This window comes from Mycobacterium sp. 2YAF39 (genome assembly GCF_052114565.1).
Taxonomy (GTDB): Bacteria; Actinomycetota; Actinomycetes; order Mycobacteriales; family Mycobacteriaceae; genus Mycobacterium.
Genome location: NZ_JBFREZ010000001.1, coordinates 675,448 through 690,333, shown reverse-complemented (window position 1 = coordinate 690,333; position 14,886 = coordinate 675,448). Strand labels below are relative to the sequence as shown.

Here is a 14,886-nt window from a genome sequence, read left to right as displayed (position 1 = left end):
ATATGGAGTCGACCAGGAATCCGTTGATCATCGGCGCTGGGCCCGCCGGTCTCACCGCCGCTCTCGAACTGGCGAAGAGGGGAATCACCCCTCGCATTTTCGAAGCGTCGGGACACGTCGGCGGTTTGGCCCGCACGCCTACCCACGGTGAATGGCGTGTCGATACCGGCGGTCACCGGTTCTTCACCAGGAGCGAAGAGGTCTCCGACCTGTGGAGGTCTCTGCTGCCCGCCGACCAGTGGATCTCGGTGCGTCGGCGCTCCGCCATGCTCGTCAACGGTCACTACGTGCGGTACCCGCTCGTTGGTCGCGATCTCTTGACGCAGATGGGCTTTGGAAGCGGGGTGCGCGGGCTCGCGAGTTTCCTCTGGTCCAGACTCCAGCGCGGGATGCATACCATCGACGCTTCGGAGAGCTTCCACAAGTGGGGCGTTCGCCAATTCGGTCGCTATTGGTACACGATGTTTTTCGACGGCTATGTCCGAAAGACGTGGCTCTCCGATCCCGATCACCTGTCGAGCGACTGGGCGAATCAGCGAATCAAGCCCATCGACTGGCGTCCGCCGAGCGAATCCGATCCCGCGGCCGCCGATGTCTTCAGATATCCGGTGGGCGGGCCCGGCCAGCTCTGGGAAGCCGCAGCGGCGGCGTTGGCGGATGCCGGAATCGTCCCTTTCCTGAACTCGCACGTGGCCAGCGTTCGGTACAACGGAAGATCCTGGACCGTAGAACTCCAGAATGGCGAGACCGCGTCCGGGGATACGGTGTTCTCGAGTATGCCGTTGCGTTTGCTGATCGAAACCCTGGAACCCGAGCCGCCGCAGCACATTCGGGCGATCGCCGCGTCGCTGCGGCACCGCTCATTGGTCACCGTTGCCGTCGCGCTGAAGCAGCGGTATGACATTCCCTACAACTGGGTGTACACCCCCGGCAAGAACTTTCGGGTGGGACGGGTCCAGAACTACAACCTGTGGTCGCGTGGGCTGGCTCCAGAGGGCTGGAGCGGTACGTACCTCGGCCTCGAATACTTCACGCTTCCTGACGACGATCTGTGGGTGGCGAGTAATGCGAGCCTGGGTGCCATCGTCGAACAAGACCTCCGCGGGCTGGGTTTCGAAGACTCCGCCCTCGACCACGTCATGATCGTCCGCTCGCAGTACGCGTATCCGATTTACAACCCGACGCGGGAACGCAGCGTCGCACGCATCAGGGACTACCTGCATCAGAATCACCCGTCGTTGCACGCGATCGGGCGTAATGGCAGGCACCACTACGACAATCAGGATCACGCGATGCTGAGTGCGATGCGCAGCGTCGACAAATATCTCGGTAAGAAGGTGGACCCCTGGCAGGTCAACACGGACCGCGGCTATCACGAGTCGGGGTTGACAAAGCCGTGAGTGTGCCCGCCTAGCTGCGACGCCTCCGGTGTATGGCCAACGCGGCCAGGCTCGCGCCGATGACCACACCCACGCCCGCCGCGATCCACCACACCGGGTTGTTGCCGCCCTCGTCCGCGGGTCCCGCCGGTGCGGCCGACTGGGTGTTGATGCTCACCGGATCGCTACCGGGAAGTGAGATCACCGCCGTTCCATCCAGCGCCGCCCACCGATGCACATCACCGCCGAGCCAGTCGAGTAGTGAATCAAGCTGTTCCGGCGCATTCTCCGACGTCGCAAACAGGATGGTCCTGTTACCGCTTCGGCCGGCCTGAAGAGATGCGAACGGCGTCGCCGGATCGAGCTTCAATGTGACGCTGCGGCCCCCACCGATGCGTTGGACTTCGACCGTGCCGTCCGTCGAACTACGCACCGGCGGAACCACTTTGTCATTGTCCCAGCCATCCGCCGAGATCAGGACTGCCGGCAAGTCACTGTCGATCGCGGCATCCAGGGACACCACCTCGGTGTCGATGCGCGACCCGCTGATCCGTTGCAACCCTCCCATGATCGAAACAGCGCGGGCGGTGTCCTTGAACGATTCCGGTTCGACTCCGATCTGAACCTTCGGCATCAGCGCCTGCGGAATCGACTGGAAACCAAGTGGATCGGGCGGGTCGGCCGCGCTGCTGTCGATGGTGGTGTCACCGTCGATCATCAACGTCACCGGCTGGAATTCGCCACACCGCCCGGAGTTGCCTGCGATATCGACGGAGACGGAAAGGTCTGTGTGGCGTACAAGTTCGGATTGCGGAACGCTGATCGACCGGTCGATCTTGCCGCTCGAGTCCGCTGCCCACTGGTCGATCGTCTCGCCTCCGACCGACACCACCAGCTGGCCGCCGACGGTGGATGGCAACGGCGTATACGAACCCTTGAGCTGCACGCGCACATCGCGTACCGGTCGTCCGATGCGGGTTTGGTCGATGCCGACGACGACCTGCGGTTTGAACGCCGTCGCGCTCACCCCGGGCTGACCGAGGTCGCGAATCGTGCTCTGATTGTCCGGAGGCACCGAGGCCGGATCCGAATCTGAATCTATAGGCCCTGTAACCACTTTCGACGATAACGCCAGCAGGGACAGTTCGCTGTTGAGCAACCGCACCTGATTGGTGAGCTTGTCGGCCGGCCCCGAGATCAGCAGAGCGGGCACTCCCCCATCACCGCCCTTCAGCGAGACGGCGGCATCGGATCCCTCACGTATGACGACGTTGCGTTCCAGCGGAGCCGAAGGCGGCGCCGCCTCGCCGTCACCCAGCGATTTGATATCGATCTCGGTGTTCTGCTTGCCGTATCGACTGACGACGGCCGTCGTCACCTGCACCGCCGAGTCGGACTCCGCGGCCGACGGCTTCTGCGGGGTGAAGATCGTCATCTTCTGCAGCACCGGCGGCAGGAAGTCGGCGACCGTGGTGGGCGCCGTCTCCTTGCCGGTGTAGTCGATCGTGGCGTCATTCAGCCGAAGCGGCACCGTCGGGTCGAACAGGCAGTCGCCCTCTTCAGGTAACAGCCGGCTGCGCACGGTGAACGTGACGGCATTGTCGACGACGAGTGCACCGGTCAACGGAATCGAGAGCGGCGTGTTCTCCGCCATCAGCAGTTCGATACGCGACAATGTCCGATCGCCCTGGCTGACGATGAGGGTTCCACCCTGCACGTACGGCGGCAACTCGACGTCGGCCGTCAATGCGCCGGGTGTCAATCCCTTTGGCACGGGGACAGTTATCGTCTGGGTGCCCTGCAGGCCGTACAGCGACACGTCTTTGTCGACACCCAGGGAGGTCAAACTGAGTGTCGGTGCATCCGCCACCTGCCCGGAGTCACCTGGTGCGGCATTCACCTGGGGTGTGACGGTCAGAGCAGCCACGACGGCCACGCTCGCCGAAACGAGCGTCGCCTTTTTCAGAACACGCGCAAGGCCAGCCCCCATATGGCCGAAGGTATAGGCACGGGCGTCGATCGACAAACTCGATGCCGCGATCGACGGGCAAAAGCAGCCGGATGGTGAGAGACGAAAAGCCCCCGACACGCCGTGTGTGCGGGGGCTTTCCTCTTGCGGTCCGGCCTATTTCGCCTTTTCGAGAACCTCGACCAGACGCCAGCGCTTGGTCGCCGACAGCGGCCGTGTCTCCATCAGCGACACACGATCGCCGATACCGGCGTCGCCCTGCTCGTCGTGCGCCTTGACCTTGGTGGTGGTGCGGATGATCTTGCCGTAGAGCGGGTGGCTCTTGCGAGATTCCAGTTCGACCACGATGGTCTTCTGCATCTTGTCGCTCACCACGTAGCCGATGACCGTCTTACGACGACCGCGGTTCTCTTCGGCGCGCGGAGTGTGCCGCGGTCCGGGCTCAGTGCCCTTGCCGCTCTTACCTTTTGCCTCAGCCATTACACTTCCTCACCTGCGGGCCCGGATGCCAGGCCCAATTCACGTTCACGCAGCACGGTGTAGACGCGTGCTATCTCCTGGCGCACTACGCGAAGCCGGCGGTTGTTGGCCAGCTGTCCGGTCGCCATCTGGAAGCGCAGATTGAACAGCTCTTCCTTCGACTCGCGCAGCTTGTCTTTCAACTCGTCGTCGGTCAGTTCGCGCAGCTCGCCCGGCGTCACTCCCACAGCCATCAGAAGTGCTCCTCTCGGGTAACGATGCGTGCCTTGATCGGCAGCTTGTGGATCGCGCGGGTCAGCGCCTCGCGCGCAGTCTTCTCATCCGGATAGCTGAGCTCGAAGAGCACACGACCCGGCTTGACGTTGGCGACCCACCATTCCGGCGAACCCTTACCGGAACCCATGCGGGTTTCGGCAGGCTTCTTGGTCAGCGGGCGGTCGGGGAAGATGTTGATCCACACCTTGCCGCCACGCTTGATGTGCCGGTTGATGGCGATACGAGCGGACTCGATCTGCCGGTTGGTGATGTACGCGTGCTCCAGCGCCTGAATGCCGTAGTCACCGAAGCTCACCGAGGTACCGCCGCTGGCGATGCCGCGCTGCCTCGGGTGATGTTGCTTACGGTGCTTGACCTTGCGGGGAATCAACATGGTTCAGCTCTCCGATGGGGTTTCCGTGGTGGCTGTCTCACCGGCAGCAGCCGAGGTGTCGGTTGCCGAACTTGAAGCCTCGGCAACTGCCGGGGCTTCCTCAGTGGCAGCGCGGCCTGCTTCGGTGCTCGTGGCGGTGGTGCCCGACGCGCCGCTGCGACGCGGGCGGGTGCCCGACGGACGCTCACGGCGCGGACGATCTGCACCGGCGGGGGCGGCGGCGGCGGTCAGCTCACGCTTACCACCGACGATGTCGCCCTTGTAGATCCAGACCTTCACACCGATGCGGCCGAAGGTCGTCTTGGCCTCGTACAGGCCGTAGTCGATGTCGGCGCGCAGCGTGTGCAACGGCACCCGACCCTCGCGGTAGAACTCCGAGCGGCTCATCTCGGCGCCACCGAGGCGGCCCGAGCACTGCACCCGGATGCCCTTGACGTTGGGCTGGCGCATCGCGGACTGGATGGCCTTGCGCATGGCGCGACGGAACGCGACACGGTTGCTCAACTGCTCGGCAACGCCCTGGGCCACCAGCTGAGCCTGGGACTCGGGGTTCTTGACCTCGAGGATGTTCAGCTGAACCTGCTTGCCGGTCAGCTTCTCCAGGTCGGCCCGGATGCGGTCGGCCTCGGTGCCGCGCCTGCCGATCACGATGCCGGGACGCGCAGTGTGGATGTCGACACGGACCCGGTCGCGGGTGCGCTCGATCTCCACGTCGGCGATGCCGGCGCGCTCGAGACCGGTGGCAAGCAGACGACGGATCGCCACGTCTTCCTTGACGTAGTCCTTGTACTGCTTGTCGGCGTACCACCGGGACTTCCAGTCGGTGGTGATACCGAGCCGGAAGCCGTGGGGATTGATTTTCTGGCCCACTACTCCGAGCCCTCCTTCGCTTCGTCAGAAGCTTCTGCAGTCTTTTTGGGTGCGGCCTTCTTGGCCGGAGCCTTCTTCGCGGTACCTGATGTCGCCGCCGGGGCGGCTCCAGAAGCCTTCTTCGCAGGCCCCGTTTCCACAGTCACTGTCTCGGCTGTTTCCGCTGCCGCCTTGGTGGCCGGTACCTTCTTCGCCGCGGCAGCCTTGCTGCCCTGCGCGCGGCGCGAACGTGCGGCACTGGCCGACGGTGCGGACGGGCCACCGCGCCCACCCTCACGGCTTGGCCTGCTTTCGACAATCACGGTGATGTGACTGGTGCGCTTGCGAATCCGGAAGGCGCGGCCCTGCGCGCGCGGCCGGATGCGCTTGGCGGTCGGTCCGCCGTCGGCGTACACGGTGGCGACGACGAGGGTCGACGGATCGAGCCCCTCGTTGTTCTGCGCGTTGGCCGCGGCGCTGGCGATCACCTTGGCGACCGGCTCGCTGGCGTCTTGGGGCGCCCAGCGCAGGATGTCGAGCGCCTCGGTCACCGACTTTCCGCGCACCAGGTCGATGACCCGGCGGGCTTTGGTCGGCGAGATGCGCACGAAGCGTGCGACAGCCGTCGCGGACGGATATTCAGTCGTCGTAGTCATTACCGGCGCTTAGCCTTCCGGTCGTCCTTGATGTGACCCTTGAACGTGCGGGTCGGTGCGAACTCGCCGAGCTTGTGCCCGACCATCGCCTCGGTGACGAACACCGGGACGTGCTTGCGGCCGTCGTGCACCGCGAAGGTATGCCCGATGAAGTCAGGGATGATCGTCGATCGGCGCGACCAGGTCTTGATGACCTGCTTGGTGTTCTTCTCGTTCTGGACGTCGACCTTCTTGAGTAGATGGTCGTCGACGAACGGGCCCTTCTTCAGGCTGCGTGGCATCGCTGGCTACTCCTAGCGCTTATTCTTGCCGGTGCGCCGGCGGCGGACGATGAGCTTGTCGCTCGGCTTGTTGGGCTTGCGGGTTCGGCCCTCGGGCTTACCCCACGGGCTGACCGGGTGACGGCCGCCGGAGGTCTTGCCCTCGCCGCCACCATGTGGGTGGTCGACCGGGTTCATGACGACACCACGGACGGTGGGGCGCTTGCCCTTCCACCGCATGCGGCCGGCCTTACCCCAGTTGATGTTGGCCTGCTCGGCGTTGCCCACCTCGCCGACGGTGGCGCGGCAGCGCACGTCGATGCGGCGAATCTCGCCGGAGGGCATACGCAGCGAGGCGTACGTGCCTTCCTTACCAAGCAGCTGGATGCTGGCGCCCGCCGAACGTGCCAGCTTGGCGCCGCCGCCGGGTCGCAGTTCCACCGCGTGGATCAGCGTGCCGGACGGGATGTTGCGCAGCGGCAGGTTGTTACCCGGCTTGATGTCGGCGTTGGCGCCGGACTCCACGACGTGGCCCTGCTGAAGTCCCTGCGGCGCAAGGATGTAGCGCTTCTCGCCGTCCAGGAAGTGCAGCAGTGCGATGTTGGCGGTGCGGTTCGGGTCGTACTCGATGTGCGCGACCTTGGCGTTGACGCCGTCCTTGTCGTTACGACGGAAGTCGATCACGCGGTAGGCCCGCTTGTGACCGCCACCCTTGTGACGCGTGGTGATACGACCGTGCGCGTTGCGGCCGCCCTTGCCGTGCAGCGGGCGAACCAGCGACTTCTCCGGATGGTCGCGAGTGATCTCGGCGAAATCGGAGACGCTGGCACCGCGACGACCCGGGGTCGTCGGCTTGTACTTGCGAATTCCCATGCTTCTCTAAGTCTCTCTGCTATCCGCCCCGGCTAGGCCGGTGCTCCGAACAGGTCGATCGGCTTGCTGTCCGCGGCCAACGTGACGATGGCGCGCTTGGTGTCCTTGCGCTTGCCGTAGCCGGCACGGGTGCGCTTGCGCTTGCCCTGCCGGTTGAGCGTGTTGACCGAGTCGACCTTCACCTTGAAGATCTTCTCGATCGCGATCTTGATCTGTGTCTTGTTCGAGTCGGGGTGCACGACGAACGTGTACACGTTCTCCTCGATGAGCCCGTAGGACTTCTCGGAGATGACCGGGGCCAAGATGATGTCGCGCGGATCAGTGACGGTCGCCATCAGGCCGACACCTCCTCGTCCTTGTTCGTGTGAGCTGAGATGTAGGCATCCAGCGCCTCGACGCTGAACACCACGTCGTCGGCCTTGAGCACGTCGTAGGTGTTCAACTGGTCCGGCGAAAGCACATGCACGCCGGGCAGATTGCGCACGCTCTTGGCGCCCGTCTCGTCGGTGCGGCCGATCACGATCAGCACTTTGGTGTTCTCGGCCGTGTTCTCGGTGAGAAGCGTCGCCAGGAACGTCTTGGCGCTCTTGGTCGACGGGTCCTGACCCTCGACGAGCTCGGTCACTGCGTGAATACGGCCGTTGCGGGCCCGATCCGAGAGTGCCCCGCGCAGAGCGGCGGCGATCATCTTCTTCGGGGTCCGCTGGCTGTAGTCGCGCGGCTGAGGACCGTGTACGACGCCACCACCGGCGAACTGCGGTGCACGCGTTGAACCCTGACGGGCGCGGCCGGTGCCCTTCTGGCGGTACGGCTTCTTGCCACCGCCGCGCACCTCGCCGCGCGTCTTCGTCGAATGCGTGCCCTGACGCTTGGCCGCCAACTGCGCCTCGACGACCTGGTGCATCAGCGCGATGTTGGCCTCGGCGTCGAACAGCTCGGCGGGCAGCTCGACAGAGCCGTCCTTCTTACCCGCAGGGGTATGAACGTCAATCTTCAAAGTCTTCTCGGCCATTACTTCTCGCCTCGCTTGATTGCGCTGCGCACCGTCACCAGTCCGCCGTTGCGGCCGGGGATGGCGCCCTTGATCAACAGCACGCCGTTCTCGGCATCGACCTTGTGCACCAACAGGTTCTGCGTCGTCACGCGGTCGCTGCCCATCCGGCCCGACATGCGCGTGCCCTTGAACACACGGCCGGGGGTGGCGCAGCCGCCGATGGAACCCGGGCGGCGGTGCACTGCTTGGGCACCGTGGCTGGCGCCCTGGCCCTTGAAGCCGTGACGCTTCATCGTGCCTGCGAAGCCCTTGCCCTTCGAGGTCCCCGTCACGTCGACATACGCGCCGTCGGCAAAGATCTCCGCGGTCAGTTCCTGACCAAGCTCGTACTCCGCGGCAGCGGCCTCGTCGTCGAGTCGGAACTCGGCGATGTGACGGCGCGGGTTAACGCCGGCAGCCGAATACTGGCCCGTCACAGGCTTGTTGACCTTGCGCGGACTGATCTCGCCGTAAGCGAGTTGCACTGCGCTGTAGCCGTCACGTTCCGGCGTGCGGATCATCGTGACGACATTGGGCCCGGCCTTGACGACCGTCACCGGCACGACCTTGTTGTTCTCGTCGAACACCTGCGTCATGCCCAGCTTGGTGCCCAGAATGCTCTTTCTAGCCATTTCTCTTGGGATCTCCTACTGCGATGACTATTGGATGTTGACGTCGACGCTGGCCGGCAGATCGATGCGCATCAGGGCGTCAACGGTCTTCGGCGTGGGGTCGAGGATGTCGATCAGCCGCTTGTGAGTACGCATCTCGAAGTGCTCCCGCGAGTCCTTGTACTTGTGCGGGGACCGAATGACGCAATACACGTTCTTCTCGGTCGGCAGCGGCACCGGGCCGACCACGCTGGCGCCCGTCCGTGTGACCGTCTCGACGATCTTGCGCGCCGAGGCATCGATCGCCTCGTGGTCGTAGGCCTTCAGCCTGATGCGGATCTTCTGTCCCGCCACGCTTCTCCTACCTCACTACTAACGGGCCCATACTCGGGCCTGGTCTGTTGCCACACGCCGAGAACAATCCGGTCGCGCAGCTATGCCGCCGCTGTTTACCTGTCTGTGGTTCACCGACCCCCGCGCTCGGGTGTGTCGCCCTAGCGCACGCTCGCCCGCGTCGGAAATCCGTCGCGATCGAGGTTGGGACCGGACGCGCCCGTGAGGGCGCAGGTCGTATGCCCCCTGCCAGGCAGTCCCGAAAATGGGCGCCGTCCCGGCTCGAGGCAACCCGAACAGTATGCCTCAGATCTGGGCCTGCTCCAAATCCCTGGCCACGGGAAACCCGGTCGGCCGGCTGGTCCGTCGCCTCCGCTACCTTACTCCCGAGTAAGGTAGCCCGGCATGGCTGCCCCGACCACGACGTATCGCACGTGATGCGGATGGAGCCCCGGCGTGAAAATTGGGGCCGAGGTCAGGTGCCGAAGTGGGCGAACTCTATCTGGATTCCGTCAGGATCGACGAAGTCGAACATTGTTCCCAGGTCCCCGGCTACTTTCCGGATCTCCGATCGCGCAACACCAGAGGTATCAAGCCAACTCGCCCATGCCCGGAGGTCATCCAAAGACTCAGCCTTCCGACGAGCTCTGGTGGTGCCAGCGGCGGAACTAGAGCTGGAGTAGTTCGGCCAACGCCACGGGAAATGCGTCGGCGAGGTCCCAGACGTCGGAGACGAGGTCGGGACACGAGATCACGCCGATTCCCAGCCGGCCGTTCAGCGACATCACGGTGACGTTCAGCCCCGCGCCGATCACGATGGGCCCAAACGGATACTGGGCCGTGATGGCACAGCCGAGGAAGTAGACCTGCTGCTGCGGTCCCGGGACGTTCGACAGCACCAGATTGTGGATCGGTCGGTCAGGCAGGGGAATGTTGCGAGCCAACCGAACGACCGCGTTCAGCACCGACCTACCGAGAAATTCGGTCCAGTCTTGGATGAGTGTGGGCGCCATATCGCCGCCGTGGCCTTTAGCGTGCGAGATGTTGCCGCAGATGGTCTCGAGCCGTTCAGCGACGTCCTCGATGTCGGTGGCCAGCCGGCAGAACATCCACATCGTGTGATTGCGCCCGGGGCGGTCCGACTTGTCCCGCGTCGACATCGGAACCGTCGCGACCAGCGGCTGCTCGGGCAGTTCGTCCTTGTCGAGCAGAAATTGCCGCAGAGCACCTGATGTCATCGCGAGCACGACGTCGTTGATGGTGATCCCGAATGCCTCCTTCACCTTCTTGACGTCCGCAAGGTCGACCTGGGTGAAAGCGACGTTTCGCCTGTTGGTGAATGGTGCGTTGAAAACTGTGGAGGGCGCCGCGAACGGCGGTGCCATGGCTTCGCCACTGGCCGCGCGCTGCACTGTGTGAATCACGGTGCGTGTGGTGTCGGGAATGACCGTCACCAGCCGCCAAGGCCGGCGGATCACGTCCGCGATTCCCGCCGCGGCCATCTCGAGTCGCCCGGTGGCAGCCGGTCCGTTCACATGCTCGGCCACCGGCACACCCGTATCGAGATCGCACAGCTGCATCAGCAGATCGGCGCCACCGACACCGTCGACCGCCGCGTGATGAGACTTCATCATCACCGCGACGGAGTCGACGTCATCCGGCCCTTCGATCACCCACATCTCCCACAGCGGACGTGAACGGTCCAGCGGCAGTGCCGCGATGTGACCGCAGATCTCAGCCAACTCGGATCGACCACCCGGCCGCGGCAGACCGATTCGGTGAACGTGGCGGTCGAGTCGGAAATCTTGGTCTTCGACCCAGACCGGGTTCGCCGGATTTAGTTGGCTGTCAGCAAGTTTGAGGCGAAAGTCGGGAGCGGCACCGACTCGCGCATCAAGCGCGTCGACGAGCCGGTGATAGCTGTAGCCCGCCGGCATGCTCGAGGTGTCCAGTTCGAGCAGACAGCACACATTCACCGGCTGGGTCGCCGACTCCAGTTCGAGGAAGAATGCGTCATATCCGCTGACCCGGTCCAAACCCGTCACGATTCCCCCTCGGCCAGCCACCTGCGCACGTCCCCCGCCGGTGATGCTAGTCCTGATTCGTCACCGGGGCGAGGCGGGAAGCTCAGCCTTTCAAGCCAGCCCAGAACGGGCATTTATGCGCCTGGGCGAAGTCGGTGATGACGCGATTTCCATCCGGCCGCAACGATATTCGTTCGCCCGCATGGTCGTTGAGCGACGGCCAGCCCGAACCCGGCGAGCCCGTCGAGATGAATCCAATCCAGTAATCGATCATCTCGTTGGACAGCCGCGCCTGAGCTGGATTCAGCGCGGGTGCCCCGCCCACGTCGAACAGATACCGCAGCTCGAGCGAGTGTCCCGCCCCGACGGGGAACGGCGCGGCGCGCAGTGGTTCGGGTGCCGGCGCATCGGGATCGTCGAACTCGGAGGAGTACACGGGCTGCGCCGCGGACAACGAGTCCGCGAGACGGTCCGCCACGCAGGCGAAGGCACCGTCGGTGACCGCGGCCGAATATGCGAGCGGCACACTTCCGCCGAAATGCTCGGGCGGATATTGCTTCGCGACGTCCGGCGCGTTCGGGCCGAACGCCTGACCGAGTAGCTCCGGATAGTGGGCGGCATCGACAGGACGTCCGCGAACGAATTGCATCGCGGTGAAGACGTTGAACTCGTCGGCCGTCGTACCGATCATCACCGGCACCTTGGCCGCCTGTCCCTGCGCCGCCCCGGTCATGGGATCGATCGGCAACGTCTTGGTTCCCGTCACGGGCCCGCTCAACTGTTCGCTCCCTATTCGGCCGTAGAGCACCGGCCGCTGCAGCCTCTCGCGTGGAAGGGCACGAAGACACGCCGCCGCCGTGGCGGGATCGCCGCATCCGACCTCCGCCGCATAGTCCTCACTCGCTTTCTCGGCGGCCGCCAAGTCGTATTGCGCAGCGCAGGGGCCACTTTGGATGATCGCCGCGCTGAACAGTCCCTGCGAATCGGGAGCGACGAGGTGATTGCACACCGACATTCCGCCGGCCGACTCCCCCGCGATCGTCACCTTGCCCGCGTCGCCGCCGAATGCGTCGATGTTGTCGCGAACCCACCGCAGCGCGGCCTGCTGGTCGGCCAGACCGTAGTTGCCCACATCGCCCGCGGGCCCGAGCGCCGGGTGCGCGAGAAAGCCCAGCGCACCCAGGCGGTAGTTGATCGTGACGACGACCATGTCACCGCGGCTCGCCATCAGGCGCGCGTTGTAGATATCGCCGCTGCCGTTGATGAAGCTGCCCCCGTGAATCCACACCATGACCGGCCGCTGCTTGCCCGACGGCGGCGGCGTCCACACGTTGAGCGTCAGGCAGTCTTCGCTGGTTTCGCTCTGGTCGGCGTCATTGCCGACGTCCTGAGTGCATCGAGGGCCGGGGCGGGTCGCATCGCGAAACCCGTCCCATTTGGCCACCGGCGCCGGCGGCTGCCACCTCAATGCTCCGACCGGCGGTGCGGCATAGGGGATTCCGGCGAAAAAGCGATGATCTGCGGCCACCATCCCGCGCACCGCGCCCGCGTCGGTGCGCACCACACCAGGATCGTCGGGCACGTCGATGGTGGCGGTCTCTCCGCGCCCGCACCCGGCCAACAGCACCGCCAGGGCGCCGAGCAACGCGACGGCGACGCGGCCTCGGCTTCGGGACATGGCGGACGACACGACTCCCGAGAGTACTGAGGGCGTTCCCTTCCCCTGCGTGGCCTCCGTCACATACACTCGCAACTTGACACCCGTCAAGTTTCGACAGCCCCGGACGTGAAGGAGCCCGTATGAGCACGCCGACGATGGATGACGCCGCGAAAGTGCTGGCAGACCCGACGGCCTATGCCGACGACGCACGGCTGCACGCGGCGCTGACCCAACTGCGGGCGACCAACCCCGTGGCGTGGGTCGACAATCCGCCGTACCGGCCGTTCTGGGCGATCACCAAGCACGCCGACATCATGGCCATCGAACGGGACAACAACCTGTTCCTGTCCGAGCCCCGGCCGCTGCTCGCGACCGCCGCGGCCGACGACCTGGGCAAGCAGCAGCTGGAAGCCGGCATGGGATTGCGGACACTGATCCACATGGACGATCCGCACCACCGCAAGGTGCGCGCCATCGGCGCGGATTGGTTCCGCCCCAAGGCCATGCGCGATCTCAAGGTCAGTGTCGATGCGCTGGCCAAGCGCTACGTCGACCGGATGCGCGACATCGGGCCGGAATGCGACTTCGTCACCGACATCGCGGTCAACTTTCCGCTTTACGTGATCATGTCGCTGCTCGGCTTGCCCGAGGAGGATTTCCCTCGCATGCACCAGCTCACCCAGGAGCTGTTCGGCGGTGACGACGAGGAGTACAACCAACGCGGCCAGACGCCCGAAGAGCAACTGGCGATTCTGGTCGACTTCTTCACCTACTTCGGCCAGCTGACCGCGTCGCGTCGCGAGCATCCCACCGACGACCTGGCATCGGCCATCGCCAATGGCCGCGTCGACGGTGAACCGCTGTCGGAGGTCGACACCGCGTCCTACTACGTGATCGTGGCCAGCGCGGGTCACGACACCACCAAGGACGCCATCTCAGGCGGACTGCTCGCGCTCATCGAAAACCCCGGCGAGCTGGATCGCCTGCGCAAGGACCCGGCGCTGATGGGCACGGCGGTCGAGGAGATGATCCGGTGGACGACGCCGGTCAAGGAGTTCATGCGCACGGCAGCCGAGGACACCGAGGTTCGTGGCGTGCCGATCGCCAAGGGCGAATCCGTTTACCTGGCTTATGTTTCCGGCAATCGTGACGAAGAAGTCTTCACCGAGCCGTTCCGATTCGACGTCAGCCGCGACCCCAACAAACACGTCGCCTTCGGCTACGGTGTGCATTTCTGCCTCGGAGCCGCGCTGGCGCGGATGGAGATGACCAGCCTGTACTCCGAGCTGATCCCGCGACTGGAGTCGATCGAACTCGCCGGCGAGCCGGAACTGGCGGCGACGACCTTCGTCGGCGGACTCAAGCACCTGCCGATCCGGTACTCACTGCGCTGACGGCGCTTCCCCGCCTTTGCGTGGGCCCAACTTCTTGGCGTGCGTGGCCAGGAAGCCGTCGACGGCGGCCTCGGCACAGGTGCGGTAGTCGAAATCGGCGACCGTGCTGAGTCTTCCGAGAACCAACGGACCGATCAGCAGCGCGATCGCCTGCATGCGGTCGGGAACCTCGATTTCGGCCGCCGCCTGCGGGCTGTCAAAAATGGCGTCGAAGGGCACGGAGTAGAGCGTGATGATGCGCGCACGCAACGGGCCTGCGCTGTCCGAATCCGCTTGGCGCACATCGGAATAATCTCCGGCATCGGGCCCCGAGGCCAGCCACGTCAGTGCCGTGAGCATGGCGGGCACCTCGGCGATGGCCGCGGTCCAGCCCTCCACCACCGCGATCAGCTGATCCCGCAGGGCGCCTTCCGCAGGCGGCATCGGTGCGGGCTGCAGCAGACTCACGAAGGCGGCGCCCAGCAGATCGTTGACGCTGGCAAAGTGGCGATAAAGCGTGGCCCGGGCCACGTTGGCGCTTCGCGTCACGGCGTCGATCGTCACGGCGCTCGGACCGCCGGCACGCAGCAGCGCGGTCGCGGCCTCGAGCAAGCGGGCCCGCGATCGCGCGGGCCGCGGGTCCGTCCTTCCCGGGCCCTCGCCAGGGTCGGCGACGGCCATTGTTTACGCCACCTCCTCGATGGGAACAAGACTGTTGGTCTTGCTACGAGACTGCT

The 14,886-nt window shown here is 65.1% G+C and carries 17 protein-coding genes; 2 read left to right on the top strand and 15 right to left on the bottom strand.

The window, feature by feature from the left end:
- Positions 1-2 precede the first annotated feature (2 nt).
- A complete protein-coding gene (locus AB4Z42_RS03440; RefSeq protein WP_442007694.1) occupies positions 3-1,400 on the top strand; it encodes an NAD(P)/FAD-dependent oxidoreductase in 1,398 nt (465 codons plus the stop codon).
- Between the two features lie 10 nt (positions 1,401-1,410).
- Here AB4Z42_RS03440 and AB4Z42_RS03435 read toward each other — a convergent pair whose 3' ends face one another.
- From AB4Z42_RS03435 to AB4Z42_RS03370, 14 genes are all read right to left on the bottom strand, one after another.
- On the bottom strand, positions 1,411-3,306 hold the full coding sequence (locus AB4Z42_RS03435) for a hypothetical protein (protein WP_442007693.1): 1,896 nt from the start codon (positions 3,304-3,306) through the stop codon (positions 1,411-1,413).
- Positions 3,307-3,504: 198 nt separating this feature from the next.
- A complete protein-coding gene (gene rpsQ / locus AB4Z42_RS03430) occupies positions 3,505-3,828 on the bottom strand; it encodes a 30S ribosomal protein S17 (RefSeq protein WP_442007692.1) in 324 nt (107 codons plus the stop codon).
- Positions 3,828-4,061, bottom strand: a complete 234-nt coding sequence (rpmC, locus tag AB4Z42_RS03425; RefSeq protein ID WP_442007691.1) for a 50S ribosomal protein L29 — start codon at positions 4,059-4,061, stop codon at positions 3,828-3,830. Before rpmC ends, rpsQ begins: the two co-directional genes overlap by 1 nt.
- Positions 4,061-4,477 (bottom strand): 50S ribosomal protein L16, encoded by a 417-nt coding sequence (rplP, locus tag AB4Z42_RS03420; protein WP_006245113.1) that lies wholly within the window; start codon positions 4,475-4,477, stop codon positions 4,061-4,063. Before rplP ends, rpmC begins: the two co-directional genes overlap by 1 nt.
- Before the next feature lie 3 nt (positions 4,478-4,480).
- On the bottom strand, positions 4,481-5,347 hold the full coding sequence (gene rpsC, locus AB4Z42_RS03415) for a 30S ribosomal protein S3 (RefSeq protein WP_442007690.1): 867 nt from the start codon (positions 5,345-5,347) through the stop codon (positions 4,481-4,483).
- The gene (gene rplV, locus AB4Z42_RS03410) at positions 5,347-5,982 is read right to left on the bottom strand and encodes a 50S ribosomal protein L22 (protein ID WP_442007689.1); all 636 of its coding nucleotides are present in this window, start codon (positions 5,980-5,982) and stop codon (positions 5,347-5,349) included. Before rplV ends, rpsC begins: the two co-directional genes overlap by 1 nt.
- Complete coding sequence (rpsS, locus tag AB4Z42_RS03405; protein WP_010908582.1) at positions 5,982-6,263, bottom strand: 30S ribosomal protein S19; 282 nt, start codon at positions 6,261-6,263, stop codon at positions 5,982-5,984. Before rpsS ends, rplV begins: the two co-directional genes overlap by 1 nt.
- 12 nt (positions 6,264-6,275) lie before the next feature.
- The gene (rplB, locus tag AB4Z42_RS03400; protein WP_442007688.1) at positions 6,276-7,115 is read right to left on the bottom strand and encodes a 50S ribosomal protein L2; all 840 of its coding nucleotides are present in this window, start codon (positions 7,113-7,115) and stop codon (positions 6,276-6,278) included.
- 32 nt (positions 7,116-7,147) lie between these two features.
- Complete coding sequence (rplW, locus tag AB4Z42_RS03395; RefSeq protein WP_442007687.1) at positions 7,148-7,450, bottom strand: 50S ribosomal protein L23; 303 nt, start codon at positions 7,448-7,450, stop codon at positions 7,148-7,150.
- Positions 7,450-8,127 carry a 50S ribosomal protein L4 gene (rplD, locus tag AB4Z42_RS03390; RefSeq protein WP_442007686.1) on the bottom strand — a complete coding sequence of 226 codons (678 nt, stop codon included), beginning with the start codon at positions 8,125-8,127 and terminating at the stop codon, positions 7,450-7,452. The genes rplW and rplD overlap by 1 nt, the downstream gene beginning before the upstream one ends.
- The gene (gene rplC / locus AB4Z42_RS03385) at positions 8,127-8,780 is read right to left on the bottom strand and encodes a 50S ribosomal protein L3 (RefSeq protein WP_442007685.1); all 654 of its coding nucleotides are present in this window, start codon (positions 8,778-8,780) and stop codon (positions 8,127-8,129) included. The genes rplD and rplC overlap by 1 nt, the downstream gene beginning before the upstream one ends.
- A gap of 27 nt (positions 8,781-8,807) precedes the next feature.
- The gene (rpsJ, locus tag AB4Z42_RS03380; RefSeq protein ID WP_003883485.1) at positions 8,808-9,113 is read right to left on the bottom strand and encodes a 30S ribosomal protein S10; all 306 of its coding nucleotides are present in this window, start codon (positions 9,111-9,113) and stop codon (positions 8,808-8,810) included.
- 647 nt (positions 9,114-9,760) lie between these two features.
- On the bottom strand, positions 9,761-11,128 hold the full coding sequence (locus AB4Z42_RS03375; protein WP_442008106.1) for a WS/DGAT/MGAT family O-acyltransferase: 1,368 nt from the start codon (positions 11,126-11,128) through the stop codon (positions 9,761-9,763).
- Positions 11,129-11,219: 91 nt separating this feature from the next.
- Positions 11,220-12,794 carry a carboxylesterase/lipase family protein gene (locus AB4Z42_RS03370; protein WP_442008105.1) on the bottom strand — a complete coding sequence of 525 codons (1,575 nt, stop codon included), beginning with the start codon at positions 12,792-12,794 and terminating at the stop codon, positions 11,220-11,222.
- Between the two features lie 122 nt (positions 12,795-12,916).
- On the opposite strand from AB4Z42_RS03370, the gene AB4Z42_RS03365 reads away from it, so the two are divergent.
- Positions 12,917-14,170 carry a cytochrome P450 gene (locus AB4Z42_RS03365; RefSeq protein WP_442007684.1) on the top strand — a complete coding sequence of 418 codons (1,254 nt, stop codon included), beginning with the start codon at positions 12,917-12,919 and terminating at the stop codon, positions 14,168-14,170.
- Here AB4Z42_RS03365 and AB4Z42_RS03360 read toward each other — a convergent pair.
- Entirely contained in the window at positions 14,159-14,830 is a 672-nt protein-coding gene (locus AB4Z42_RS03360) for a TetR/AcrR family transcriptional regulator (RefSeq protein ID WP_442007683.1), read from the bottom strand. The two genes, AB4Z42_RS03365 and AB4Z42_RS03360, sit on opposite strands and share 12 nt — an antisense overlap.
- Between the last annotated feature and the right edge of the window lie 56 nt (positions 14,831-14,886).